General features: G+C 65.8%; 22 protein-coding genes and 1 pseudogene. 19 read left to right on the top strand and 4 right to left on the bottom strand.

What is annotated here, in order from left to right; translation table 11 throughout:
• Nucleotides 1-52: 52 nt before the first annotated feature.
• Nucleotides 53-976: a phenylacetic acid degradation operon negative regulatory protein PaaX gene (gene paaX / locus LOY33_RS14920; protein ID WP_054915441.1), complete on the bottom strand. Its 924-nt coding sequence runs from the start codon at nt 974-976 to the stop codon at nt 53-55.
• A 73-nt stretch (nt 977-1,049) separates the two neighbouring features.
• Nucleotides 1,050-1,646, bottom strand: coding sequence for a phenylacetic acid degradation protein PaaY (paaY, locus tag LOY33_RS14915; protein WP_043863012.1), 597 nt, complete (start codon nt 1,644-1,646; stop codon nt 1,050-1,052).
• A 261-nt stretch (nt 1,647-1,907) separates the two neighbouring features.
• On the opposite strand from paaY, the gene paaF reads away from it, so the two are divergent.
• From paaF to LOY33_RS14825, 18 genes and pseudogenes are all read left to right on the top strand, one after another.
• Nucleotides 1,908-2,681 (top strand): 2,3-dehydroadipyl-CoA hydratase PaaF, encoded by a 774-nt coding sequence (gene paaF, locus LOY33_RS14910; RefSeq protein ID WP_054915468.1) that lies wholly within the window; start codon nt 1,908-1,910, stop codon nt 2,679-2,681.
• A 44-nt stretch (nt 2,682-2,725) separates the two neighbouring features.
• A complete protein-coding gene (gene paaG / locus LOY33_RS14905) occupies nt 2,726-3,517 on the top strand; it encodes a 2-(1,2-epoxy-1,2-dihydrophenyl)acetyl-CoA isomerase PaaG (RefSeq protein WP_258659225.1) in 792 nt (263 codons plus the stop codon).
• Nucleotides 3,518-3,519: 2 nt separating this feature from the next.
• Entirely contained in the window at nt 3,520-5,094 is a 1,575-nt protein-coding gene (paaH, locus tag LOY33_RS14900; RefSeq protein ID WP_043863009.1) for a 3-hydroxyacyl-CoA dehydrogenase PaaH, read from the top strand.
• Nucleotides 5,087-5,536, top strand: coding sequence for a hydroxyphenylacetyl-CoA thioesterase PaaI (gene paaI / locus LOY33_RS14895; protein ID WP_043863008.1), 450 nt, complete (start codon nt 5,087-5,089; stop codon nt 5,534-5,536). Before paaH ends, paaI begins: the two co-directional genes overlap by 8 nt.
• On the top strand, nt 5,529-6,734 hold the full coding sequence (pcaF, locus tag LOY33_RS14890; protein WP_123752470.1) for a 3-oxoadipyl-CoA thiolase: 1,206 nt from the start codon (nt 5,529-5,531) through the stop codon (nt 6,732-6,734). Before paaI ends, pcaF begins: the two co-directional genes overlap by 8 nt.
• A gap of 82 nt (nt 6,735-6,816) precedes the next feature.
• Nucleotides 6,817-8,133 carry a phenylacetate--CoA ligase PaaK gene (gene paaK / locus LOY33_RS14885; RefSeq protein ID WP_258659222.1) on the top strand — a complete coding sequence of 439 codons (1,317 nt, stop codon included), beginning with the start codon at nt 6,817-6,819 and terminating at the stop codon, nt 8,131-8,133.
• A gap of 229 nt (nt 8,134-8,362) precedes the next feature.
• A complete protein-coding gene (paaA, locus tag LOY33_RS14880) occupies nt 8,363-9,352 on the top strand; it encodes a 1,2-phenylacetyl-CoA epoxidase subunit PaaA (RefSeq protein WP_054915436.1) in 990 nt (329 codons plus the stop codon).
• 25 nt (nt 9,353-9,377) lie between these two features.
• Entirely contained in the window at nt 9,378-9,659 is a 282-nt protein-coding gene (gene paaB / locus LOY33_RS14875; protein WP_043863004.1) for a 1,2-phenylacetyl-CoA epoxidase subunit PaaB, read from the top strand.
• Nucleotides 9,660-9,667: 8 nt separating this feature from the next.
• Nucleotides 9,668-10,432: a 1,2-phenylacetyl-CoA epoxidase subunit PaaC gene (paaC, locus tag LOY33_RS14870; RefSeq protein WP_088515418.1), complete on the top strand. Its 765-nt coding sequence runs from the start codon at nt 9,668-9,670 to the stop codon at nt 10,430-10,432.
• A complete protein-coding gene (gene paaD, locus LOY33_RS14865; protein WP_054915435.1) occupies nt 10,419-10,952 on the top strand; it encodes a 1,2-phenylacetyl-CoA epoxidase subunit PaaD in 534 nt (177 codons plus the stop codon). The genes paaC and paaD overlap by 14 nt, the downstream gene beginning before the upstream one ends.
• A gap of 31 nt (nt 10,953-10,983) precedes the next feature.
• Nucleotides 10,984-12,060, top strand: a complete 1,077-nt coding sequence (gene paaE, locus LOY33_RS14860; RefSeq protein WP_258659218.1) for a 1,2-phenylacetyl-CoA epoxidase subunit PaaE — start codon at nt 10,984-10,986, stop codon at nt 12,058-12,060.
• A gap of 118 nt (nt 12,061-12,178) precedes the next feature.
• On the top strand, nt 12,179-12,487 hold the full coding sequence (locus LOY33_RS14855; protein WP_043863000.1) for a DUF485 domain-containing protein: 309 nt from the start codon (nt 12,179-12,181) through the stop codon (nt 12,485-12,487).
• Nucleotides 12,478-14,046 (top strand): annotated as a pseudogene (locus LOY33_RS14850) (cation acetate symporter); the annotation flags it as partial. The gene LOY33_RS14855 and the pseudogene LOY33_RS14850, both read left to right, overlap by 10 nt.
• A gap of 31 nt (nt 14,047-14,077) precedes the next feature.
• A complete protein-coding gene (locus LOY33_RS14845; protein WP_043862998.1) occupies nt 14,078-15,319 on the top strand; it encodes an OprD family porin in 1,242 nt (413 codons plus the stop codon).
• Nucleotides 15,320-15,351: 32 nt separating this feature from the next.
• Nucleotides 15,352-17,406 carry a phenylacetic acid degradation bifunctional protein PaaZ gene (paaZ, locus tag LOY33_RS14840; RefSeq protein ID WP_236176862.1) on the top strand — a complete coding sequence of 685 codons (2,055 nt, stop codon included), beginning with the start codon at nt 15,352-15,354 and terminating at the stop codon, nt 17,404-17,406.
• 244 nt (nt 17,407-17,650) lie between these two features.
• Nucleotides 17,651-19,744 carry a PQQ-dependent dehydrogenase, methanol/ethanol family gene (locus LOY33_RS14835; protein ID WP_043862996.1) on the top strand — a complete coding sequence of 698 codons (2,094 nt, stop codon included), beginning with the start codon at nt 17,651-17,653 and terminating at the stop codon, nt 19,742-19,744.
• Nucleotides 19,745-19,832: 88 nt separating this feature from the next.
• Nucleotides 19,833-20,699, top strand: a complete 867-nt coding sequence (locus tag LOY33_RS14830; protein ID WP_043862995.1) for a transporter — start codon at nt 19,833-19,835, stop codon at nt 20,697-20,699.
• 128 nt (nt 20,700-20,827) lie between these two features.
• Nucleotides 20,828-21,214, top strand: coding sequence for a hypothetical protein (locus LOY33_RS14825; RefSeq protein ID WP_258659214.1), 387 nt, complete (start codon nt 20,828-20,830; stop codon nt 21,212-21,214).
• A gap of 95 nt (nt 21,215-21,309) precedes the next feature.
• Here the strand turns inward: LOY33_RS14825 and LOY33_RS14820 are convergent, their stop codons facing one another.
• Nucleotides 21,310-22,557: an MFS transporter gene (locus tag LOY33_RS14820; RefSeq protein ID WP_258659213.1), complete on the bottom strand. Its 1,248-nt coding sequence runs from the start codon at nt 22,555-22,557 to the stop codon at nt 21,310-21,312.
• A 103-nt stretch (nt 22,558-22,660) separates the two neighbouring features.
• Between LOY33_RS14820 and LOY33_RS14815 the strand changes: the two genes are divergently transcribed.
• The gene (locus LOY33_RS14815) at nt 22,661-23,629 is read left to right on the top strand and encodes an AraC family transcriptional regulator (RefSeq protein WP_258659211.1); all 969 of its coding nucleotides are present in this window, start codon (nt 22,661-22,663) and stop codon (nt 23,627-23,629) included.
• Nucleotides 23,630-23,755: 126 nt separating this feature from the next.
• On the opposite strand, the gene LOY33_RS14810 is transcribed toward LOY33_RS14815, so the two are convergent.
• Nucleotides 23,756-24,064, bottom strand: coding sequence for a DUF3077 domain-containing protein (locus LOY33_RS14810; RefSeq protein ID WP_043862991.1), 309 nt, complete (start codon nt 24,062-24,064; stop codon nt 23,756-23,758).
• Between the last annotated feature and the right edge of the window lie 319 nt (nt 24,065-24,383).

Below are 24,383 nucleotides of genomic sequence, written 5' to 3'. Positions count from 1 at the left end.
ACCTGGCATTGTTGTTAGGGTGCATGTGATGGCTGGGGGCACGCGCTGCAGGTTAGCGCAGCCCGCCGAAGCGCCGGTAGAAGTTTTCGCTGGCATCGGGCAGCGGGCCGTCTGCGGTTTCCATCGCACTGCTCAGCCACTGTTCGGCCGGGGCACAGGTCAGTCGATACAGGTTGCGGCACAGCTGGCGTGCGGCGCGGCCTTCCCAGTCGCCCGGCAGCAGTTCGTCGGGCAGGTGCGGGTCGCGCAGCAGCAGCTTGCGGTACTCGTGAATCAGCAGCAGGCGCACCATGAAGCAGTCCATCGGCTGCAGGCTGTCCTGCTCGCGCAGCGCCTGCCACACCGGGCGAAACAGCTGGATGAACTCGCTGTACTGCGCCCCCAGCTCCTCGATACGCCAGCTTTCGCGCACCTGGGCACGCAAGGCGCGGGAGGCCATCACGTCCTGGCCGGTGGTCTCGAACAGGATGGTGTCTTCCAGCGCGTCCAGGTCCAGCAGGGTGGCGTTGATGTCGGTGCGGTCGGCCCGCGGGCTGGCCAGCACCACCGGCGAGATGGCGCCAAAGCCCTGCCATTCGAGCTCTTCGCGCACCTGCTTGCGCTTGTCGGCAGACAGCTGGGTGAGCATCGCCAGGTGCCAGGAGCCATCCCACTGCGGCACCACCGAGCTGTACACCCGCTTGAAAGCCTTGTCGAAACGCCGCCGCCCGGCACCGGTGAGGCTGTAGTAGCTGCGCCGGCCGACCTTTTCGGCGGTCAGCCAGCCTTCCTTGGTCAGGCGGAACATCGAGGTGCGGATCAGCCGCTCGTTGATGCCGAAGGGCTCGAGCAACTGGATCAGGCTGCCCAGCCACACGGTGCCGCCGTGGGGTTCGATGGCATCGCCATACAGGGTGACGATCAGCGAACTGGCACGGATCGGGATCTGTTCCTGGAAACGGGTGACGAGCTGATTGAGGGGCGCGAGCGACGACATGGAGGATCCGCTGGGTGAAACCCCGGAATATAACTGCCGTTTGTCCTTCAAGGCCAGCGTTGCCGCCGGCACTTCAGGCCGTGTGGTTTTTCGGGCGGAACGTACTGTCGCTGACACGTCTGCGGTCCTGTTCGGGTTGGCTCAAGGGGCTGCATTCCACCATCTGCTCCAGGCAGCGCCGGGTCAGTGCGTGGTACTCGCCCGTGCCGCCCTGCTTCCAGTGCACTTCAGCGTCGCTCAGGCTGCGTTTGACCTGGGCCGGCGAGCCCACCACCAGCGAGCGGGGCGGGCAGTCGAAGCCGGCCTTGACGAAGGCGGTGGCGCCGACGATCGAGCAGGCACCGATCACGGCGCCGTCCATGACCACCGCATTCATGCCCACCAGCGCATCGGCACCGATGCGGCAGCCGTGCAGCACGGCGCCGTGGCCCACGTGCCCGTTGCGCTCGATCACCGTGTCGCTGTCGGGGAAGCCGTGCATCACGCAGGTGTCCTGCAGGTTGGCGCCCTGTTCGAGAATGATGCGTCCGAAATCGCCGCGCAGGCTGGCCAGCGGGCCTACATAGCAGTCGGGGCCGACGATCACGTCGCCAATCAGCACCGCCGAAGGGTGCACGTAGGCGCTGGGGTCGATGACCGGGGTGATTCCGCCAAGGCTGTAGCAGGTCATGTCGGTTTCCTGTGGACGGGGATGACAGCGAATATAACGTATTGTTACTTGTTTGCAATGCTTCTATGTATCGCTTCTTGGGGATGTTCTCGCGATAAGTACAGTGTTTGCATGGTTTGTTTGGCACGCATGGAAAACAAACAGACACAGACTAGTCACAGTAATGTTGATTTTGTGTATCGTATTGTGGCTATACTCTGCCGCATTCGGCCTCGACCCAACAATAACAGCCAGCCTCGACTGGCCCGTGCGGTGACCGTCATGCCTGACACCCTGTTGCTTGATAACTCCCACGCCGGCATCTGCCTGGTGACGCTGCACCGCCCCGAGGTGCTCAATGCCCTCAACACCCGCCTGCTCGGCGAGCTGGCAGCCGAACTCGAGCGCCTGGAGCGTGACGACAGCTGCCGCGCCGTGGTGCTCACCGGCAGCCGCAAGGCGTTTGCCGCCGGCGCCGACATCAACGAGATGGCCGAGCGCGATGCGGTGGGCATCCTCAACGACCCGCGTGTTGCCTGTTGGCAGCAGATCAGCCGCTTCAGCAAGCCCCTGGTGGCGGCCGTCAACGGCTTTGCCCTGGGCGGTGGCTGCGAGCTGGCGATGCACGCCGACATCATCGTGGCGGGCGTGGATGCGCGCTTCGGCCAGCCGGAAATCAACCTGGGCATCATGCCTGGCGCCGGCGGTACCCAGCGTCTGCTGCGCGCGGTGGGCAAGTCCATGGCCATGCAGATGGTGCTCACCGGCGAGCCCATCGATGCGCGCACCGCGCAACAGGCCGGCCTGGTCAGCGAAATCACCCAACCCGAATTCACCGTCGAGCGCGCCGTGCAGATCGCCCAGGCCATCGCGCGCAAGGCCCCGCTGGCCGTGCGCCTGGCCAAGGAATCGCTGCTCAAGGCCATGGACACCGACCTTGCCAGCGGCCTGCGTTTCGAGCGCCACGCCTTCACTGTGCTGGCCGCCACCGATGACCGGCGCGAGGGCATCAGTGCCTTTCGCGAAAAACGCGCACCGGTGTTCACCGGCCGCTGAGTGCGCCGGCCCCTTTTACTTCAACCTTGCGAGCGGTACTGGTCATGACCTTCGAGCACATTCTTTTCGACATAGACGACGGCGTGGCCTTTCTGCGCCTGAATCGTCCCGAGCAACTCAACAGCTTCAACGCGCAGATGCACGCCGAAGTGAAGGAAGCGCTCAAGCAGGTACGCGCCAATGCCCAGGTGCGTGTGCTGCTGCTTACCGGTGAAGGGCGCGGCTTCTGTGCCGGGCAGGACCTGTCCGACCGCAACGTCGCGCCCAATGCGCAGATGCCCGACCTGGGCGAGTCCATCGAAAAATTCTACAACCCGCTGATTCGCGCCCTGCGCGATTTGCCGCTGCCGGTGATCTGCGCGGTCAATGGCGTGGCCGCCGGCGCCGGGGCGAACATCCCGCTGGCCTGCGACCTGGTGCTGGCGGCGCGGTCGGCCAGCTTCATCCAGGCGTTCTGCAAACTCGGCCTGGTGCCCGACTCGGGCGGTACCTGGTTCCTGCCGCGGCTGGTCGGCGTGGCGCGGGCCAAGGCCCTGGCGCTGCTGGGCAACAAGCTGTCGGCCGAGCAGGCCGAGCAGTGGGGGCTGATCTACCGCTGTGTCGACGATGAGGCGCTGCGCGACGAGGCCCTGGGCCTGGCGCGACAGCTGGCGACACAGCCCACCTCGGGCCTGGCACTGATCAAGCGCGGGCTCAATGCCAGCCTGGGCAACAGCCTTGACCAGCAACTGGACCTGGAGCGCGACCTGCAGCGCCTGGCCGGGCGCAGCGAGGACTACCGCGAGGGCGTGGCCGCCTTCATGGCCAAGCGCGCCCCCGTGTTCAAGGGGTGCTGAGCATGAGCGCACTGGACACAAGCGTTGTGGTGGCGGTGATCGGTGCCGGGGCCATGGGCGCCGGCATTGCCCAGGTGGCGGCGCAGGCCGGGCATCCGGTGCTGCTGCACGACAGCCGCCCGGGGGCGGCGAGCGCGGCCATCGAGGGGCTGGGTGTGCAACTGGGCAAGCGGGTGGAGAAGGGCAAGCTCGACCCCGCGCAGCGCGAGGCCACCCTGGCGCGCCTGCACGCGGTGCAGGCGCTCGACGAGCTGGCGGATGCGGGGCTGGTGATCGAGGCCATCGTCGAGAACCTCGACGCCAAGCGCGAGCTGTTTGCGCGCCTGGAAGCAATCTGCACGGCCGACTGCGTGCTGGCCAGCAACACCTCGTCGCTGTCGATCACCCGCATCGCGGCCGGCCTGGCGCGGCCCGAGCGGTTCGTGGGGGTGCACTTCTTCAACCCTGCGCCGGTCATGGCGCTGGTCGAGATCGTCTCGGGGCTGGCCACGGCGCCGCAGGTAGCGGCCAGCCTGTATGCAACGGCCAGGGCCTGGGGCAAGGCGCCGGTGCATGCCAGCTCCAGCCCGGGCTTCATCGTCAACCGCGTGGCGCGTCCGTTCTATGCCGAAAGCCTGCGCCTGTTGCAGGAGGGTGCGGCCGAGTGCGCCACGCTGGATGCGCTGATGCGCGAGGCCGGCGGCTTTCGCATGGGCGCGTTCGAGCTGACCGACCTGATCGGGCATGACGTCAACTACGCGGTCACCTGTTCGGTGTTCGATGCCTATTACGGCGACATGCGCTTCCAGCCGTCGCTGATCCAGGCGGCGCTGGTGGATGCCGGCCGGCTGGGGCGCAAGAGCGGGCAGGGGTTCTATGACTATGGGCCCTCGGCCGCGCGCCCGGTGGTCAGCGAGCTGCGCAGTGGTTTGCGCATCGAGGCCTGTGAAGTCGAAGGCGACCTGGGCATTGCGCAGGGCTTGCTGGCGCGTATCGAGGCGCACGGCATCAAGGTGTCGCGGGCCCCATCGCGGGTCGAGCCCGCGCCCACCGGTCGTTGTGGAAGCGGGCTTGACCCGCGATGCGGGCACGCAGTCATACGCGTGGGCGACGCCGTGCTGGCCCTGACCGACGGTCGCCTGGCCAGCCAGCGTGCCCGCGACGAAGGCTTGCACAACCTCGTGCTGTTCGACCTGGCGCTGGACTACGCCACCGCCGGGCGCATCGGCATCAGCTGGTCCGCCGACACCACCCCCGCTGCCCGCGACCAGGCTGTGGCCTTGCTGCAGGCCGCGGGCCTGGTGGTCAGCCCGCTGGCCGACGTGCCGGGGCTGCTGGTGATGCGCACCGTGGCCATGCTTGCCAACGAAGCCGCCGACGCGGTGCTGCAGGGCGTGGCCACGGCGGCGGATGTCGACCTGGCCATGCGCAAGGGCGTGAACTACCCCCAAGGCCCGCTGGCCTGGGCCGACGCCATCGGCCCGACGCAGGTGCTGGCGGTACTCGACAATCTGCAGGCCGCCTACGGCGAAAGCCGCTACCGGCCATCACTGCTGCTGCGGCGCACGGTCGCCGAGGGGAGGGCATTGCATGACTGACCTGAACGCCACCGAGCTTGCCAGCCAATGTGCCCAGGCCATGCTCGCCCGTGACCGCGCCAGCCTCGCGCTGGGCATGCAACTGCTGAGCGTCGCGCCGGGCAGGGCGCGCCTGAGCATGCCGGTGCGCGCCGACATGATCCAGGGCCATGGCACCTGCCATGGCGGCTACATCTTCACCCTGGCCGACTCGGCGTTTGCCGTGGCCTGCAACACCTACAACCAGGTCACTATCGGCCTGGGCTGCAGCATCGACTACATCGCCCCGGCACTGATGGGCGACACGCTCAATGCAAGTTGCGTCGAGCAGAGCCGTGGTGGACGCACCGGCAACTACGACGTGCGTGTGGAAAACCAGAACGGGCAGCTGATCGCGCTGTTCCATGGCAAATCTTACAAGGTGCAAGGCACAGTGCTTGCCCAGGAGACCGCAGATGAATGACGCCCTTATCATCGACGCCGTGCGCACCCCCATCGGGCGCTATGCCGGCGCGCTGAGCACGGTACGTGCCGACGACCTGGGCGCGGTGCCGCTGCGTGCGCTGATGGCGCGCCACCCGCAGGTGGACTGGTCGCAGGTGGACGACGTGCTGTTCGGCTGCGCCAACCAGGCCGGCGAAGACAATCGCAACGTGGCGCGCATGTCGGCGCTGCTGGCCGGCCTGCCGATAGAAGTGCCGGGCACCACGGTCAACCGCCTGTGCGGCTCGGGCATGGACGCCATCGGCCTGGGTGCACGCTCGATCCGCAGTGGCGAAGCCGGCCTGCTGCTGGTGGGCGGGGTGGAGTCGATGTCGCGCGCACCGCTGGTAATGGGCAAGGCCGAACAGGCCTTCTCGCGCCAGGCGCAACTGTACGACACCACCATTGGCTGGCGCTTCGTCAACGCCGCGATGGAAAAGGCGTATGGTATCGACTCGATGCCGGAGACTGCCGAAAACGTCGCCGCACAGTTCGGCATTTCCCGTGCCGACCAGGACGCCTTCGCCCTGCGCAGCCAGCAACGTGCGGCGGCTGCCCAGGCCAGCGGGCGCCTGGCGCAGGAGATCGTGCCGGTGTCGATTGCCCAGCGCAAGGGCGAGCCCAGGCGCGTCGAGCACGACGAACACCCGCGTGGCGACACCACGCTGCAGATGCTGCAACGCCTGGGTACGCCGTTTCGCGAGGGCGGCAGTGTCACGGCGGGCAATGCCTCGGGGGTCAACGACGGTGCCTGTGCGCTGCTGCTGGCAAGCCCGGCGCAGGCTGCGCGCTTCGGGCTCAAGGCCCGTGGGCGGGTGGTGGCGATGGCCACGGCCGGCGTCGAGCCGCGCATCATGGGCATCGGCCCGGTGCCGGCCACGCGCAAGGTGCTGGAACTGGCCAACCTGAACCTGGCCGACATGGATGTCATCGAGCTGAACGAAGCCTTCGCCGCGCAGGGCCTGGCGGTGCTGCGCGAGCTCGGGCTGGCTGACGACGACCCGCGGGTCAACCCCAATGGTGGCGCCATCGCCCTGGGGCATCCGCTGGGCATGAGCGGCGCTCGCCTGGTGACCACCGCACTGGTGGAACTGGAGCAGCGCGGCGGGCGGTACGCGCTGTGTACGATGTGCATCGGCGTGGGGCAGGGTATCGCGATGATCATCGAGCGAACCTGAGCCGGCAACACAGCGGGAGCCGTGCAGCTCCCACACTCGGGCCCGTCAGGGGCTGAACCATAAAAAGAATCAGAGTGAACACATGAACATGGCCGCCTTGAACACTGCTGTACTCGACCCGCTGGAGACCGCCAGCATCGATGAACTGCGCCAGCACCAGCTTGACCGCCTGCGCTGGAGCCTGTCCCACGCCTACCAGAACGTGCCGCTGTACCGCCAGCGCTTCGACCAGTTGGGGGTGCACCCCGACGAGGTGCGTTCGCTGGACGACCTGGCCCGATTCCCGTTCACCACCAAGACCGACCTGCGCGACAACTACCCCTACGGCATGTTCGCCGTGCCCATGCATGACGTGGTGCGGGTGCACGCCTCCAGCGGCACCACCGGCAAGCCGACGGTGGTGGGCTACACGCAGAACGATATCGACACCTGGGCCAACGTGGTGGCGCGCTCGATCCGCGCCGCGGGCGGGCGCAAGGGCGACAAGGTGCATGTGTCGTATGGCTACGGGCTGTTCACCGGCGGGCTGGGCGCGCATTACGGCGCCGAACGCCTGGGCTGCACGGTGATCCCGATGTCGGGCGGGCAGACCGAGAAGCAGGTGCAGCTGATCAACGACTTTCAGCCGGACATCATCATGGTCACGCCCTCGTACATGCTCAACCTGGCCGACGAGATCGAGCGCCAGGGGCTGGACCCGCACAAGCTGGCGCTGCGCCTGGGGATCTTCGGTGCCGAGCCGTGGACCGACGAGCTGCGCCGCTCCATCGAGCAGCGCATGGGTATCACCGCGCTGGATATCTACGGGCTGTCGGAAATCATGGGCCCGGGCGTGGCCATGGAGTGCGCCGAGACCAAGGACGGGCCGACCCTCTGGGAAGACCACTTCTACCCCGAAATCATCGACCCGGTGACCGGTGCGGTGCTGCCCGACGGGCAGATGGGCGAGCTGGTGTTCACTTCGCTGAGCAAGGAGGCGCTGCCGATGATCCGCTACCGCACCCGCGACCTGACGCGACTGTTGCCCGGCACCGCGCGGCCAATGCGGCGCATCGACAAGATCACCGGGCGCAGCGACGACATGCTCATCGTGCGCGGGGTCAACGTGTTCCCGACCCAGGTCGAGGAACAGGTTCTGAAAATAAAACAGTTTTCAGGGTGCTATGAGATTTATCTGTATCGTGATGGAAATCTCGACACGGTGGATGTGCACGTGGAGCTGCGTGCCGAATGCCAGCACTACGACGAGGCCCAGCGCAGGCTGCTGACCGCCGAGCTGGGCAAGCAGATCAAGACCTACATCGGCATCAGCACGCGCATCGTACTGCAGCCGTTGGGCACGCTGAAACGTTCGGAAGGCAAGGCCTGTCATGTGTACGACAAGCGTCTGGCCAGCTGATAGCTGATGGCTGCCGAAGCCCCGACCTGGTCGGGGCTTTTTTTTGTTCTTGGGTAAAGCGTGTTCCTGTGGGAGCGGGCTTGACCCGCGATGGAGCGCGTAGCGGTCCGCTTTCAGAGCAAAGCGATACAAAAAAACATTAGATACACTAAAAAGCTGTTTGATATTGAATTGTGTATCGCTTATAAATACTCCCATGCCCAACCAGCCTTGAGGCGGGAGCCCGAACATGTACGCACAGCTTGTCGAAACCGGCGTCAAACGCATCAAGTCCCTGGACGAGATGTCGCCCCAGGAACGTGCCTTCCAGGAAAAGATCGACGCCGAAATCAAGATCGAAGCCAAGAACTGGATGCCCGACGCCTACCGTCAGACCCTCATCCGCCAGATTTCCCAGCACGCCCACTCCGAGATCGTCGGCATGCTGCCCGAGGGTAACTGGGTCACCCGTGCCCCGACCCTCAAGCGCAAGCTGCAGCTGATGGCCAAGATCCAGGACGAAGCCGGCCACGGCCTGTACCTGTACAGCGCCATGGAAACCCTGGGCGCCGATCGCGACGAAGAGATCGCCAAGCTGCACAGCGGCAAGGCCAAGTACTCCAGCATCTTCAACTACCCGACCCTCAACTGGGCCGACATGGGCGCGGTGGGCTGGCTGGTGGATGGCGCGGCCATCGTCAACCAGGTGGTGCTGCAGCGCACCTCCTACGGCCCCTACGCACGGGCCATGGTGCGCATCTGCAAGGAAGAGAGCTTTCACCAGCGCCAGGGCTACGAGATTCTGCTGACCATGATGCGCCACGGCACCCAGGCCCAGAAGGACATGGTGCAGGACGCGATCAACCGCCTGTGGTGGCCGGCGCTGATGATGTTCGGCCCCAGCGACGACAACTCGCCCAACAGCGCGCAGTCGATGGCCTGGAAGATCAAGCGCCAGAGCAACGACGAACTGCGCCAGCGCTTCGTCGACCAGACCATCCCGCAGCTCGAACTGCTGGGCTGCACCGCCCCCGACCCCGACCTGAAGTGGAACGCCGAGCGCGGCCACTACGATTTCGGCGCCATCCAGTGGCAGGAATTCTTCGACGTGCTCAAGGGCAACGGCCCGTGCAACCAGGAACGCCTGGCCACCCGGCGCAATGCCATCGAAAGCGGCGCCTGGGTGCGTGAAGCCGCCGTCGCCTACGCCCGCAAACAACAGAACAAGAACGCCGCCTGAACCGGCGACTGATGGGAGATACACGATGTCTGTCTGGACCCTCTACGAAGTGTTCGTGCGCAGCAAGCACGGCCTGAACCACAAGCATGTGGGCAGTGTGCATGCCGCCGACGACGCCATGGCCATCGAGAACGCCCGCGAGCTGTACACCCGCCGCAGCGAAGGCGTAAGCCTGTGGGTGGTGCCCTCGGCGCTGATCGTGGCCTCCTCGCCGGACGAGAAGGACCCGCTGTTCGACCCGGCCGACGACAAGGTCTACCGGCACGCCAGCTTCTACGAGCTGCCCGACGAAGTCGGACACATGTGAGGTCGACCATGAACAGCACCCAAGACGATCTGATCCATTACCTGCTGCTGCTGGGCGACAGCGCCCTGATCCAGGGCCAGCGCCTTTGCGAGTGGTGCGGCAAGGCGCCGGCCATCGAGGAAGAGCTGGCGCTGATGAACGTCGGCCTGGACCTGGTGGGCCAGGCGCGCAACTGGCTGGACTACGCCGCCGAGCTGCTGGCCGACGGCCGCGATGCCGACGACCTGGCGTTTCGCCGCGACGAGCGCGCCTACCGCAACCTGCTGCTGGTGGAGCAGCCCAACGGCGATTTCGCCGTGACCATGGCCAAGCAGTTCCTGTTCGACGCCTGGCACCTGCAGGTGCTCAAGGGCCTGTGCGACTCCACCGACCTGCGCATCGCCGGCATCGCCGCCAAGGCGCTCAAGGAGGTCACCTACCACCTGCGTCGCTCCAGTGAATGGGTGCAGCGCCTGGGTGGCGGCACCGACGAAAGTCGCCGGCGCATGCTCGCGGCCATCACGCAGGTGTGGCGCTTCACCGTGGAGCTGGCCAGCGGCAGCGAGGCTGAAACCCGCCTGGCCGCAGCGGGCATCGGCGCCGACCCGGCGCAGGTCGGCGCGGCATGGCTGCACCAGGTCGAGGCCACCTTCGCCTCGGTCGAACTGCCGTTGCCGCCTGCGGCCAGCCACTTCTACCTCAGCGGGCGTACCGGCATGCACACCGAGCACCTGGGCATCCTGCTGGCCGAAATGCAGTTTTTGCCACGGGCCTACCCCGATGCAACCTGGTGAGCTGATCGCCAGCGACCACGGTGCGCGGGCACTGCGGGCCGATGACCTGAGCCACGCCTGGACGGTGCTGGAGCAGGTGATGGACCCGGAAGTGCCGGTGGTCAGCGTGGTCGACCTCGGGATAGTGCGCGACCTGCACTGGCAGGCCGGCCACCTGCACCTTGTGGTCACGCCGACCTATTCGGGCTGCCCGGCCACCGAGGTGATCGAGGGCGATATCCGCCAGGCGCTGGAGCAGGCCGGGTTCGCCGCGCCGTGCCTGGAGCGGCGCCTGACGCCGGCCTGGAGCACCGACTGGATCACCGAGCAGGGGCGCGAGCGCCTGCGTGCCTATGGCATCGCGCCGCCCGTGGGCAGTGCCAGCAAGCGCAGCCTGCTGGGCGAAAGCCCGCAGGTGCTGTGCCCGGTGTGCGCCAGCAGCCACACCGAGCTGCTCAGCCAGTTCGGCTCCACGGCCTGCAAGGCCCTGTACCGGTGCCGCGAGTGCCTGGAACCTTTCGACTATTTCAAATGCATCTGAGCGCGCTGGCGCCGTGCAGCGGGAGAACAGCATGAGTCAATTTCACAGCCTGACCATCAAGGATGTGCGCGCCGAGACCCGCGATGCGGTGTCGATTGCCTTCGAGGTGCCGGCGCACCTGCAGGACGATTTCCGTTTCACCCAGGGCCAGTACCTGGTGATGCGCACGCAACTGGACGACGAGGAAGTGCGCCGTTCTTACTCGATCTGCAGCGGCGTGGAAGACGGCGAGCTGCGCGTGGCGATCAAGCGCGTGGCCGGCGGGCGCTTCTCGGCGTTTGCCAACGAGGTGCTCAAGGTCGGCCACCGCCTCGAAGTGATGCCGCCTTCGGGCAGCTTCCATGTGCCACTGGACCCGACCCGTCGCGGCAACTACCTGGCGGTGGCGGCGGGCAGCGGCATCACGCCGATCCTGTCGATCATCAAGACCACCCTGGAGCGCGAACCCGACAGTCGCTTCACCTTGCTCTACGGCAACCGCTCAAGCTCCGGCGCGCTGTTTCGCGACAAGCTCGAAGACCTGAAGAACCGCTACCTGCAACGCCTGAACCTGATCTTCGTGTTCAGCCGCGAGCAGCAGGACGTGGACCTGTACAACGGGCGCATCGACGCCGACAAGTGCGGTCAGCTGTTCTCGCGCTGGCTCGACCCCAGGGCGCTGGACGCCGCCTTCATCTGCGGCCCGCAGGCGATGACCGAGACCGTGCGCGACAGCCTCAAGGCCAATGGCATGGCGGGGGAGAAGATCCATTTCGAGCTGTTTGCAGCGGCGGGCGACGAACGCAAGCGTGAAGCCCGCGAGGCGGCGCGCCAGCTGGACGCCGCCGTCAGCCAGATCACCGTGATCAGCGACGGTCGGGCGCTGGCCTTCGACCTGCCGCGCAACACCGTCAGCGTGCTGGATGCCGGCAATGCCATCGGCGCCGAGCTGCCGTACTCGTGCAAGGCCGGGGTGTGCTCGACCTGCAAGTGCAAGGTCATCGAAGGGGAGGTGGAGATGGACAGCAACCACGCCCTGGAGGACTACGAAGTGGCGGCGGGGTATGTGCTGTCGTGCCAGACGTACCCGGTCAGCGACAGGGTGGTGCTGGACTTCGATCAGGTCTGATAACGCGTCGGTCCCATCGCCGGCAAGGCCGGCTCCTACACGGCGATGAGGCCCGCCTGAACACCGCAACACCTGTGTGCCCTGAAAACTAAAACAACAACACCAAGAGAGCGCCCCAATGACCCCCGAAGACATCGACAGCATCTGCAAGCACCCCGACTTCAAGCAACTGGTACGGCGCAAGCAGCGCCTGAACTGGTCGCTGACCCTGGCCATGCTGGTCATCTACTACGGCTTCGTGCTGCTGGTGGCGTTCTCCCCCAGCACCCTGGGGCAATCGCTCAGCGGCGGCGTGACCACCGTCGGCATGCTGGTCGGCGTGCTGGTGGTGCTGGTGTCCTTCGGCCTCACCGGGATCTACGTGTACCGCGCCAACAACGTGCTCGACCCGCTCAACGACAAGGTCCGCCAGGAGTGCGCGAAATGAACTGGACAGCCATCAGCATGTTCCTGCTGTTCGTCGTGTTCACCCTGGGCATCACCCGCTGGGCCGCACAGCGCACCCGCTCGGCCAGTGACTTCTACACCGCAGGCGGCGGCCTCACCGGCTTTCAGAACGGCCTGGCCATCGCCGGCGACATGATCAGCGCCGCCTCGTTCCTGGGCATTTCCGCGATGATGTTCCTCAACGGCTACGACGGCCTGCTGTACGCCCTGGGCGTGCTGGCCGGCTGGCCGATCATCCTGTTCCTGATTGCCGAGCGCCTGCGCAACCTGGGCAAGTACACCTTCGCCGACGTGGTGTCGTACCGCCTGGACCAGACCCCGGTACGCCTGACCTCGGCCCTGGGCACCCTGACCGTGGCACTGATGTACCTGGTGGCGCAGATGGTCGGCGCCGGCAAGCTGATCGAGCTGCTGTTCGGCATCAGCTACCTGTATGCGGTGATGCTGGTGGGCGTGCTGATGGTGTTCTACGTGACCTTCGGCGGCATGCTCGCCACCACCTGGGTACAGATCATCAAGGCCGTGCTGCTGCTCTCGGGCACAAGCTTCATGGCGTTCATGGTGCTCAAACACTTTGGTTTCAGCACCGAGGCGATGTTCAGCGCCGCCACCGAGGTGCACGCCAAGGGCACCGCGATCATGGCCCCGGGCGGGCTGCTGTCCAACCCCATCGACGCGATTTCCCTGGGCCTGGGCATGATGTTCGGCACCGCCGGGCTGCCGCATATCCTGATGCGCTTCTTCACCGTGAGTGACGCCAAGCAAGCGCGCAAGAGCGTGTTCTACGCCACCGGCTTCATTGGCTACTTCTACCTGCTACTGATCATGGTGGGCTTCGGCGCCATCGTGATGGTCGGCACCGACGCAAGCTACCGCGACGTCAACGGCGCGATCATCGGCGGCGGCAACATGATCGCCGTGCACCTGGCGCAGGCCGTGGGCGGCAACCTGTTCCTGGGCTTCATCTCGGCCGTGGCCTTCGCCACCATCCTGGCAGTGGTGGCCGGGCTGGCGTTGTCCGGCGCCTCGGCGGTGTCCCACGACCTGTACGCCTGCGTGATCCGCAAGGGCCAGGCCACCGAGAAGGAAGAGATGCGCGTGTCGCGCATCGCCACCCTGGCCATCGGCGTGCTGGCGATCATCCTGGGCCTGATGTTCGAGTCGCAGAACATCGCGTTCCTGTCCGGGCTGGTGCTGGCGATTGCCGCCTCGGTGAATTTCCCGGTGCTGTTCCTCTCGATGTACTGGAAGGGCCTGACCACCCGTGGCGCGGTGATCGGCAGCATGAGCGGGCTGGTCTCGGCCATCGTGCTGCTGGTGCTCAGCCCGGCGGTGTGGGTCAACGTGCTGCACAACGAAACGGCGCTGTTCCCCTACAGCAACCCGGCGCTGTTCTCCATGAGCCTGGCGTTCCTGGGCGCCTGGGTGTTCTCGGTCACCGACACCTCGGAGCGGGCAGCGCAGGAACGCGGCCGCTACCTGGCGCAGTTCATCCGCTCGATGACCGGCATCGGTGCCGCAGGCGCAAGCAAACACTAATAAACCAAAACGATTGTCGGGTATAAAAATAATGAACCACATTCGCTTCATGCCGGCTTCGCTGCTGGCCGGCTTTGCCTTGCCCCTGGTCGCCGCGCCGGCCCTGGCCGACTTCATCGACGACAGCCATGCCAAGGTCGAGTTGCGCAACCACTACATCAATCGCGATTTTCGCCAGAGCAACGCGCCGCAATCCAAGGCCGAGGAGTGGGCCCAGGGTTTTACCGTGAAGTTCGAGTCCGGCTTCACCGATGGCCCGATCGGGGTAGGCGTCGACGCCATGGGGCAACTGGGCATCAAGCTCGACTCCAGCCGTGATCGGCGCGGCACCGGGCTGCTGCCGTTCGGGCCCGACAGCCTGGAGCCGGCCGACGACTACAGCGAGCTGGGCCTGACCGCCAAGCTGCGCGCCTCAAAGAGCGTGCTGCGCCTGGGTACCTTGCAGCCGATCCTGCCGGTGGTGGTATACAACGACACCCGCCTGCTGGCCGCCAGCTTTCAGGGCGGCCTGCTGACCAGCCAGGAGATCGACGGCCTGACGTTCAACGCCGGGCGGCTGACCAAGGCCAACCTGCGCGATTCCTCCAGCCGCGACGACATCGGCTACGGCGCGGCCAGCAGCGACCGCTTCGATTTTGGTGGCGGCACCTATGCCTTCACCCCGCAACTGAACCTGACGTACTACTACGCCAAGCTCGACCAGATCTACCGTCAGCAGTTCGTCGGCCTGGTGCACACCCAGCCGCTGGGCGAGGGCCTGAGCCTGCGCAGCGACCTGCGCTATTTCGACAGCCGTGGCGACGGCGCCGAGCGGGCAGGGCGCATCGACAACCGCAACTTCAACGGCATGTTCACCCTGGCCAGCGGCGCGCACAAGGTCAGTGCCACCTTCCAGCAGATGTCGGGCGACAGCGCCTTCCCGTTCCTCAACGGCGGCGACCCGTACACCGTCAACCTGGTGACCTACAACACCTACACCCGCGCCGGGCTCGACTCCTGGCAACTGCGCTACGACTACGACTTCGTCGCCCTGGGCATCCCTGGCCTGAGCTTCATGACCCGCTACACCGACGGGCGTCATGCCAGGACCGCGACCGTGGACAACGGCCGCGAGCGCGAACGCGACACCGACATCACCTACGTGGTGCAGAGCGGCCCGTTGAAGAACGTCAGCCTGCGCTGGCGCAACGTCACCTTCCGCTCAGGCAACGGCTTGACCAACAGCCTGGACGAGAACCGCCTGATCATCGGCTACACCCTGGCGCTGTGGTAAGCGCGCCCCTTAAAAGAACCGGAGGACACCTCATGTCTGTTGCCCCAACCTTGCAAAGCTTCATCGCCGGCCGCTGGCTCGGCCAGCATGGCGCGCAGCCGCTACGCAGCGCCCTGGACGGGCACGTATTGGCGTACAGCCATGAAGAGCGGCCCGACTTTGCCGAAGCCATCGAGCATGCGCGCCGTGAGGGCCTGCGCAGCCTGATGGCGATGGACTTCCAGCAGCGTGCCGCGCGGCTCAAGGCCCTGGCGCTGTACCTGGCCGAGCGCAAGGAACAGCTCTACGCACTGTCCCACCACAGCGGCGCAACCCGCGCCGACAGCTGGATCGACATCGAGGGCGGCAACGCCACGCTGTTCGCCTATGCCGGCATCGGCAGCCGCGAACTGCCCTCGGGCAACCTGCTGCACGAAGGCCCGGCCATCCCGCTGGGCAAGCAGGGCACCTTCGCCGGCAGCCACATCCTGGTGCCGCGTGCGGGGCTTGCGGTGCACATCAACGCGTTCAACTTCCCGATCTGGGGCATGCTCGAAAAGTTCGCGCCGACCTTTCTGGCCGGCATGCCGTGCATCGTCAAGCCGGCCACCTCCACCAGCTACCTGACCGAAGCGGTGGTGCGCCTGATGGATGAGTCCGGCCTACTGCCGGCCGGCAGCCTGCAACTGGTGGTGGGCAGCACCGGCGACCTGCTCGACCGCCTGCAAGGCCAGGACGTGGTGACCTTCACCGGTTCTGCCGACACCGCGGCCAAGCTGCGGGTGACCCCGAACCTGATCCGCCACTCGGTGCCGTTCACCGCCGAGGCCGACTCGCTCAACTGCGCGATCCTGGGCCCGGACGTGAAGCCGGACGATGCCGAGTTCGACCTGTACATCAAGGAAGTGGTGCGCGAGATGACCACCAAGGCGGGGCAGAAGTGCACCGCCATCCGCCGCGCCATCGTGCCGGCCAAGCACCTGGACGCCGTGGCCACGCGCCTGCGCGAGCGCCTGAGCAAGGTAGTGGTGGGCGACCCGTCGGTGGAGGGCGTGCGCATGGGCGCGCTGGCTTCCCATGACCAGCAGCGCGACGTGGGCGAGCGGGTGCGCAGCCTGCTGCAGAGCTGCGACCAGCTGTTCGGCGCCAGCGATGGTTTCGAGCCACGGGGCGAGGGCGTGAGCGAAGGGGCGTTCTTTGCGCCGACCCTGCTGCAGGCACGCGACCCGCACGCCGATGGCGGTGCCCACGACATCGAGGCCTTCGGCCCGGTGAGCACGTTGATGGCCTACCACGACCTGGATGAAGCGCTGGCGCTGGCCGCGCGCGGCAAGGGCAGCCTGGTGGCCAGCCTGGTGACCGCCGACCGCGAGGTGGCAGCCAAGGCCATTCCGGTGGCCGCGGCCTGGCACGGTCGGTTGCTGATCCTCGACAGCGAGGCGGCGGCGGAGTCCACCGGGCACGGTTCGCCCTTGCCGCAACTCAAGCACGGTGGCCCTGGGCGTGCCGGTGGCGGTGAAGAGCTGGGCGGGCTGCGGGCGGTCAAGCACTACCTGCAGCGTGCGGCAGTGCAGGGTTCGCCGAGCATGCTGATGGCGGTGACCGGCGAGTATGTGCGCGGTGCCCAGGTGTTCGAGAGCGAGGTGCACCCGTTCCGTCGTCACTTCGAAGAGCTGCGCATCGGCGAGTCGCTGCTGACCCATCGGCGTACCGTGACCGAGGCGGACCTGGTGAACTTCGGCTGCCTGTCGGGGGATCATTTCTACATGCACTTCGACGACATTGCGGCCAGGCAGTCGCAGTTCGGCAAGCGCATTGCGCATGGCTACTTCGTGCTGTCGGCGGCGGCGGGGCTGTTCGTGTCGCCGGGCGAGGGGCCGGTGCTGGCCAACTATGGCCTGGACACCCTGCGTTTCATCAGCCCGGTGGGCATTGGCGACACCATCCAGGCGCGCCTGACCTGCAAGCGCAAGATCGATCAGGGCAAATCCAGCCCGCTGGGCCAGCCGCAAGGGGTGGTGGCGTGGGATGTGGAAGTGACCAACCAGCTGGGTGAGCTGGTGGCCAGCTACGACATCCTGACGCTGGTGCTCAAGCGCCCGGCCTGACCTTGTTCGCCTGTAGGAGCCGGCATTGCCGGCGAAGGGGCATGACTGGCCAGCGTGCCATGTCCTCTTCGCCGGCAAGGCCGGCTCCTACAGACCAAGGGGCCGGGCCTGCAAACCAATATGGCACGCACACAAAAATACCTGGCACACACGCAAGCGCTTTACCCCCTCCGACTTTGCTCTAATCCCGTCATGGCCTGCCACGCCACTCATTGATCCACCCAGAACGGGATAACAATAAAAAATGAAACGCTTGATGCCGCTTGCCGTGCTCTACGTGTCAACGCTCGCCCACGCCGGCACGCCCGGCAACATCGACGCCAACCGACTGCTCAACGCCAACCAGGACGCCGCCAACTGGCTCGCCCACGGGCGTACCTACGACGAACAACGCTTCAGCCCGCTGACCCGCATCAACGACCAGAACGTCGCCGGGCTTGGCCTGGCCTGGACGCAGAAGCTCGACATCGATCGCGGTACCGAAGCCACCCCCATTGTGGTCGACGGCGTGATGTACACCACCGGTGCCTTCAGCATCGTGTATGCCTTCGACGCCGCCAGCGGCAAGCCGCTGTGGAAGTACGACCCCAAGATCCCCATGGAGAAACTCAGCCAGGGCTGCTGCGACGTGGTCAACCGCGGTGTGGCCGTGTGGCAGGGCAAGGTCTACGTGGGCAGCTTCGATGGGCGCCTGATCGCCCTCGATGCGGCCACCGGCAAGGAGGTGTGGAGCGTCGACACCGTTCTGGACCCCAACAAGAGCTACACCATCACCGGCGCCCCGCGCATCGTCAAAGGCAAGGTGCTGATCGGCAACGGCGGCGCCGAGTTCGGCGTGCGCGGCTATATCACCGCCTACGATGCCGATACCGGCAAGCAGGCCTGGCGCTTCTTCACCGTGCCCGGCGACCCGGCGCTGCCACCGGAAAACGAGGCCATGGCCAAGGCCATGAAAACCTGGAAGGGCAATGGCTGGGTCAAGTGGGGCGGTGGCGGCACCGTATGGGACTCGATGTCCTACGACCCCGAGCTGGACCTGCTGTACGTGGGCACCGGCAACGGCTCGCCGTGGAACTACCAGTTCCGCAGCCAGGGCGAGGGCGACAACCTGTACCTGTCGTCGATCGTCGCGCTGCGCCCGGAAACCGGCGAATACGTGTGGCACTTCCAGGTGACGCCCGGCGATCGCTGGGACTTCACCGCCACCCAGCAGATCGTGCTGGCCGACATCCAGATCGACGGCAAGACCCGCAAGGTGCTGATGCAGGCACCCAAGAACGGTTTCTTCTACGTGATCGACCGCACCAACGGCGAGTTCATCTCGGGCAACAACTTCGTGCAGGTGAACTGGGCCAGCGGCCTGGACCCCAAGACCGGGCGCCCCATCCTCACCGACCAGGCCGACTACGCCAAGGCGCCGAAGGTGATACAGCCAAGCTTCCTCGGCGGCCACAGCTGGCACCCGATGTCGTACAACCCCAACACCGGCTATGTGTACATCCCGGCCCAGGACACCGTGGCCGAACTCAAGGCCGCCGACAAGCCACTGTTCCTGCCGACCAAGTCGGTGGTCAACTTCGGCCTGGACGTGCCCGACCTGCCGGAAGACCCGAAGGTGTTCAACCAGATCCGCAGCGCCTGGCGCGGCCACCTGATTGCCTGGGACCCGGTCAAACAGCAGGCCGCCTGGACCCACGACTATGTCGAGTCCGGCAACGGCGGCACCCTCAGCACCGCCGGCAACCTGGTGTTCCAGGGCACCTCGGACGGCCGCGTCATGGCCTTCAGCGCCGACAAGGGCAAGCAGCTGTGGGAGCACCGCGCCAACTCCGGCGTGCTCGGCGGGCCGGTCACCTATGAGGTCAAGGGCGAGCAGTACGTGGCGTTCATGGCCGGCTGGGGCGGCATCATGCCGCTGATCGCAGGCGGCCTGACCGACAAGGGCAAGGTGCAACCCGAGTCCCGCGTGCTGGTGTTCAAGCTTGGCGCCAAGGGCGAACTGCCGCCGCCGCGCAAGGCGCCGGTGCTGCCACCGCAAGTGCCCGCGCTGACCGCCTCGGCGGATGAAATCGCCCAGGGCCGCACCCTGTTCAACGGCATGTGCGGCGCCTGCCACGGCCTCAACGCCGCCAGCGGCGGGGTGATCCCCGACCTGCGCTACCTGGGCGCCGACAAGCACCAGGCCTTCGTCGGCATCGTCAGCGGTGCGTTCATGAGCAAGGGCATGCCGAGCTTTGCCGGGGTGCTGGACATGCCGCAGATGCAACTGATCCAGCAATACATCATCAAGCGCAGCCTTGACCTGCGCGCCGCCGCCGACGCCACTGCGGCGCAGTAAGCCACCCCTCGACCCCGCTCGCCAGGCGTGCGAGCGGGGCAGCCTCAACCCGTTCCAATAACAATTAACCGGTAGACAGGTGACCCCCATGAAAGCGCTTTTGCACAAAGGCGGCGCATTGCCGTGCTCGCTGTTCCTTGCCCTGTGCGCCAGCCCCGCGCTGGCCGATGTACGCCCCGACTCCGGCGACTATGCCGCGCTGCCACCGGGCACCGACCTGGCCTTGCTGTACCAGCAGAACCCGCGGATCGACCGCTCGTACATGGGCGGCAAGCGCGCCGCCGACAACCTCGACCTGGACCTGACCGTGGGCGTGCTGCGTCTGGTGCACTTCACCGAGTTCTTCAACACCGGCCTGATCTGGGACCCGCAGATCATCATCCCCTACGGCCATCAGGAAATCGGCGCCACCGGCCAGAAGAACAGCGGCCTGGGCGACATCACCTTCGGCGCCACGGTGTGGAGCCTGGCCGACATGGAGCGCAACCGCCACCTGGGCTGGTCGCTGTTCGTCACCGCGCCCACCGGCGCCGACAAGAACCAGGGCTTTGCCCTGAGCGGCAACCGCTGGGCGGCGGACTTCCAGGTGGGCTATGTGCACGGCTTCAACGAGCGCTGGACGTGGGACGTGATCGCCGAGACCGAGTTCTACCAGGAGCAGCGCGACACCGGTGCGCACCGTGACCCGCTGATCCAGTTGCACAACCACCTGCGCTACAACTTCACCCCGGCCACCTCGGTGGCGCTGTCGTACCGGCACAACTGGGGCTCGCGCGAGACGCTGGACGGGCAGACCCTGGAAACCAGCCACAACAACGGCACGGTCGGCCTGTCGGCGACCACCATGCTGGGCAAGCAGTGGCAGGTAATGGGGCAGTACTGGCGGGATGTGGACGTGCGCTCGGGGCCGATGACCGACCATTCGCTGCAGTTCAGGTTGGCGTATATCTACTGAGGCGAGCCTGACGCACACCGGGTGAGGGGCACCCGGTGTGGTCACACGCCATGGCCGGGCTTAGACTGCGTGGCTTGGGCCTGTCAGTCGCCACGCGCCGGGCCGGACACTTGAACTGTGACGTGAACATGAAGCTCAAACTGTGCCTGCTGCTTGTCTGCCCACCGCTGTTGGCCCAGGAGTTCGCCTGCCAACTGGGTGGCAAGATCGTTCCCGTTGCCGAGTATCGGCAGCCGACCCCTGTCTTCACCCGGCTGAAAAATGACGGGCATCCGATGACGGCCTTCGGCTTTTCAATTGCGCACAGTCAGGTGCTGGGGGCCGACAAAGCCACGCGTGACTATTGCCAGTCGCTGATCGCAACAACGCGCACCGTTCTGTTGTCAGGTCAGTACCCGGCTGATCACTTTCACCCGGGCCAGACCCTGTCGCTCAAGCATGTGCATCGCGACCGCCATGTCTGGCCTTACTGGCCAGACTATTACTGGCTCGCAGATAGCCCCCAGGGCCGCTGACCGATTCTTCGCTGCCGTGTCGCCTGGCGTGTATCGACCAAGGGGAGGGCGGCGCGCAAGGCGCTATCGCGGATCGGCGCCGCAGAGCTGAATCATCAGTGGCGTGCCGACCGGTTCAGCACAGCGGCCTCTACCGAAGGAACTCGCACCCGCAGTGCAATCAGCAACGCGGCCAGCAGCATCAGCACGGCCGCCGCCACGAATACGCCTGCGCTGCCACCGAGGCTGAACATTGCCCCACCCGCGGCTGCGCCTGTGGCGATGGCCGACTGTACCGACGCTACCACCATGCCCCCGGCGCTTTCCGCCTGGTCAGGGACCGCGTTGGCGACCCAGTTCGACCACGCCACCGGCACACCGCCAAAGGCCAGGCCCCACACCGCCAGCAGTACGGCCTGCCCTGGCACCGACGCCGGCAACAGGACCAGCGCCAGTGCCGCAACGCCCACCAGCGCGGGCATCGACACCAGGGTGGCCAGCGGGTAACGAGCAAGCATCCACCCGGCCACCAGGGTGCCGACAAAGTTCGCCACACCAAAACCCAGCAGCATCAGCGACAGCCCCTGCGGGCCAATGCCGGTCGTGCCTTCGAGAAATGGCCGAACATACGTGAACATCGCGAAGTGGCCGCTGTGCACCAGCACACAACCGAACATCCCCATGGCAATGCCTGGGCGCAGCAATACTTCAAGCACCGTGCGCAGGCGTGCCGGGCGGCGCGGCGCAAGGCTCGGCAGCGTGATTGACTGGAACGCCAGGGTCACCACGCCCACCGCCGCCGCTGCAAAGAACGCGCTGCGCCAGCCATATAGCCCACCCAGATAACTACCCAGCGGAACCGCAACCACCGTCCCGATGGCGATGCCACTGAAAATGATCGAGAGCGCTCGCGGCAACAATGCCCCCGGCACCAGACGCATCGCCACCGCCGCCGCCATGCTCCAGAACCCGCCAAGCGCGATGCCCAGCAAGATACGCATCAGCAACAGCACCACGAAACTGGAGGAAACGGCGACCAACAGATTGGACGCGATCATCAACGTGGAAAAACCCAGCAATACCCAGCGGCGATCGATACTGCGAGTCAGGCCTGGCACCAACAGGCCGGCGAACAGCGCCACCACGGCTGTCACCGTTACCGCCTGGCCAGCCAGCGCTTCGGATACCCCCAGCTCGGTCGCCATTGGCGTCAACAGGCTGGCCGGAAGGTACTCCGCGGTCAGCAAGCCGAACACGCCCATGGCCAGCGAGAACACGGCCATCCACGCGGGGGTTGCAGGTTCTGCATCCGGCCCGGCGCCGGGACGGCTGTCGGGTACGGCATTGCAAACAAGGTCAGTCATTGCACGGATCTCCCAATCTTCAATTGCGACCCGCAGTCTAGGCGCGAGAACCCGGATGATCTATGATCGAAAAACTCGATTTTTTGACCAGAACACCTGAATCATGCCGACGGACCCCTCTGCCTTCTCTTCCGATCTCATCAACGAGCTGTTGCGCGGCATGCGCCTGCGCGGTGTCGACTACCGGCGTATCCAGGCGGGCCCGGCCTTCGGCTTGGGCTTCGCTGCCAAACCCGGGCATGCCTGGTTCCACTTCCTGGCGGTCGGCAACGCGGTGCTGCGCATGGAAGACGGCACAACCTATGCGCTGTGCGCCGGTAACGCCGTCTTCATCTCCCATGGCGCGGCCCATCAATTGCTCTCGGATACACACGTGCCCGTGCAGCAAATCGACCTTCTGGACGGCGAGCCGCTGGGCGACGCCGTCAGCGCGGTGGACACCGGAACCGATGCCGGCGCCATGCCGGCTACGCTTTTGTTCAGTGGCTGCATGGAGTTCGAATTGGGCAGCCTGCATGGCCTTGGCAAGCTGATGCCGGGCCTGATGCTGATTGATGCCGGCGGCCAGCGTTACCCAGGACTGGTGCCTATTCTCACCACCATGGAGCGCGAGGTCAGCGCCGCACGCATCGGCTTCGCCGGCATCCTCGCGCGATTGGCCGACGTGGTCGCCGCCATGGTCGTTCGAGGTTGGGTCGAGTGCGCCTGCGGTAACGCCTCTGGCCTGGTTGCCGCCCTGCGCGATCCGCGCCTGGCCGGTGCACTGCTGGCGCTGCATCAACAACCGGGCCGCGACTGGACCGTCGAGCAGTTGGCGGAGCAATGCAATACGTCCCGCTCGGTCTTTGCGGAGCGTTTTCAATTGACGATTGGCATGACCCCGCTGCGCTACGTCACCGAAGTGCGAATGCGGCTTGCCAGCCAGTGGCTGACGCTGGAAAGGTTGCCAATTGAAGAGGTCGCGCAGCGTTTGGGCTATACGTCTCAGGCAGCGTTCAGTCGGGCGTTCAAGCGTGTTACGGGTAAGACGCCTGGGTTGAGTCGCAGGTTAAGGCAGTCGGCTGCCATCTGAAGCTGAGTGGGATGGGCGGGTGGGCCATCTTGGGCGGCCTTGGCACTATTTGAGACAAGGCCGAACGCAGTCGCTCGCACCTCTTGGCTTTCGATAGGCCGCGTGTGCGGCCCGTGTGTTGCGTCATCAACTACTGACCGCTTTGGCCTCCATGCCATCAAGCACCGACTCGATCAACGCATTGCTCAATTCCAGCGAGTGTTGCGAGGCCATCAGCAGGCTTTTGAACTGCTCATCGGCGCGTTCGCAGGCTTGTGCGGTGGTGTCCGTTGCACACTGGATCATGATCGACAGGTAGACCAGCGCATCTTCGAGCTTGATGTCTTCGCGCACGGAAAACAGGGGAGGGTGATCGCCGTGGCAACAGCCGAAGGAGGTGTAGGCGGGTTTGCGCGGGGTGTTGGGGAGTGGGGGATTCGGGACGAACTTAGCCATGTGGTGCTCCTTGATTAGTGGAGCCGACCCTGATTCGGATTCGGCGCTTTTTGCGCCTTGATTTATTTCAGGTGACCAAACCTGGTCGCTGGGTTTACAGCGACCGGGCAAGGTTAAAGGGGTTGGGGTGGGGATTCAAGTTTCTGGCTGAGGGAAGGAGGAGGCGTTACCGTCTGAGTGCTGATGCATTCATTTTGACGATGTGGCTTGCTTTTGAATTCAAAGGTTTGAGGCGCGCAGAGTGGCCTGCGCTTGAGGCTGACCAATACGTTGCAGTCTGTTGCGGCAGCTAGAGATTCTGGCCGTATGCGGTCTTGGG

The organism is Pseudomonas sp. B21-036 (genome assembly GCF_024748925.1).
GTDB lineage: Bacteria > Pseudomonadota > Gammaproteobacteria > Pseudomonadales > Pseudomonadaceae > Aquipseudomonas > Aquipseudomonas palmensis.
The sequence above is the reverse complement of the archived record's forward strand: the minus strand, read 5'-3'. Positions and strand labels throughout refer to the sequence as shown.